1 rRNA gene is annotated in these 1,602 nt (G+C 56.1%); it reads right to left on the bottom strand.

What is annotated here, in order from left to right:
• Window positions 1–21: 21 nt before the first annotated feature.
• A 23S ribosomal RNA gene (locus AB0P17_RS43245) occupies window positions 22–1,602 on the bottom strand; the annotation flags it as partial.

The following is a 1,602-nucleotide window of genomic DNA, read 5'->3' as shown; positions in this document are numbered from 1 at the left end:
ACACAGTGGACGCGAGCAACTGAGGACAAGCCCTCGGCCTATTAGTACCAGTCAGCTCCAACCGTTACCGGTCTTCCACATCTGGCCTATCAACCCAGTAGTCTCCTGGGAGCCTTAACCCCTCATGGGGGTGGGAGTCCTCATCTCGAAGCAGGCTTCCCGCTTAGATGCTTTCAGCGGTTATCCTTTCCGAACGTAGCCAACCAGCCATGCCCTTGGCAGAACAACTGGCACACCAGAGGTTCGTCCGTCCCGGTCCTCTCGTACTAGGGACAGCCCTTCTCAAGACTCCTACGCGCGCAGCGGATAGGGACCGAACTGTCTCACGACGTTCTAAACCCAGCTCGCGTACCGCTTTAATGGGCGAACAGCCCAACCCTTGGGACCGACTCCAGCCCCAGGATGCGACGAGCCGACATCGAGGTGCCAAACCATCCCGTCGATATGGACTCTTGGGGAAGATCAGCCTGTTATCCCCGGGGTACCTTTTATCCGTTGAGCGACGGCGCTTCCACAAGCCACCGCCGGATCACTAGTCCCGACTTTCGTCCCTGCTCGACCCGTCGGTCTCACAGTCAAGCTCCCTTGTGCACTTACACTCAACACCTGATTACCAACCAGGCTGAGGGAACCTTTGGGCGCCTCCGTTACTCTTTAGGAGGCAACCGCCCCAGTTAAACTACCCATCAGACACTGTCCCTGATCCGGATCACGGACCCAGGTTAGACATCCAGCACGACCAGAGTGGTATTTCAACGACGACTCCACCTGAACTGGCGTCCAAGCTTCACAGTCTCCCACCTATCCTACACAAGCCGAACCGAACACCAATATCAAACTATAGTAAAGGTCCCGGGGTCTTTCCGTCCTGCTGCGCGAAACGAGCATCTTTACTCGTAGTGCAATTTCACCGGGCCTATGGTTGAGACAGTCGAGAAGTCGTTACGCCATTCGTGCAGGTCGGAACTTACCCGACAAGGAATTTCGCTACCTTAGGATGGTTATAGTTACCACCGCCGTTTACTGGCGCTTAAGTTCTCAGCTTCGCCACCCCGAAGAATGACTAACCGGTCCCCTTAACGTTCCAGCACCGGGCAGGCGTCAGTCCGTATACATCGCCTTACGGCTTCGCACGGACCTGTGTTTTTAGTAAACAGTCGCTTCTCGCTGGTCTCTGCGGCCACCCCAAGCTCAGAGTGCAAGACTCATCACCCAGAATGGCCCCCCTTCTCCCGAAGTTACGGGGGCATTTTGCCGAGTTCCTTAACCATAGTTCACCCGAACGCCTCGGTATTCTCTACCAGACCACCTGAGTCGGTTTAGGGTACGGGCCGCCATGAAACTCGCTAGAGGCTTTTCTCGACAGCATAGGATCATCCACTTCACCACAATCGGCTCGGCATCAGGTCTCAGACTCAATGTTGCACGGATTTACCTGCACAACGTCCTACACCCTTACCCCGGGACAACCACCGCCCGGGCTGGACTACCTTCCTGCGTCACCCCATCACTTACCTACTACAGATCTGGTCCGACGGCTCCACCACTTTCCATTCCCCGAAGGGTCCGGAACGGCTTCACGGTCTCAGCATCGTCTGATTC

Origin of the sequence: Streptomyces sp. NPDC088124, assembly GCF_040685895.1 — a bacterium.
GTDB lineage: Bacteria > Actinomycetota > Actinomycetes > Streptomycetales > Streptomycetaceae > Streptomyces.
Note: the sequence above shows the minus strand (reverse complement) of the source record. Positions and strands in the feature narration are given on the sequence as shown.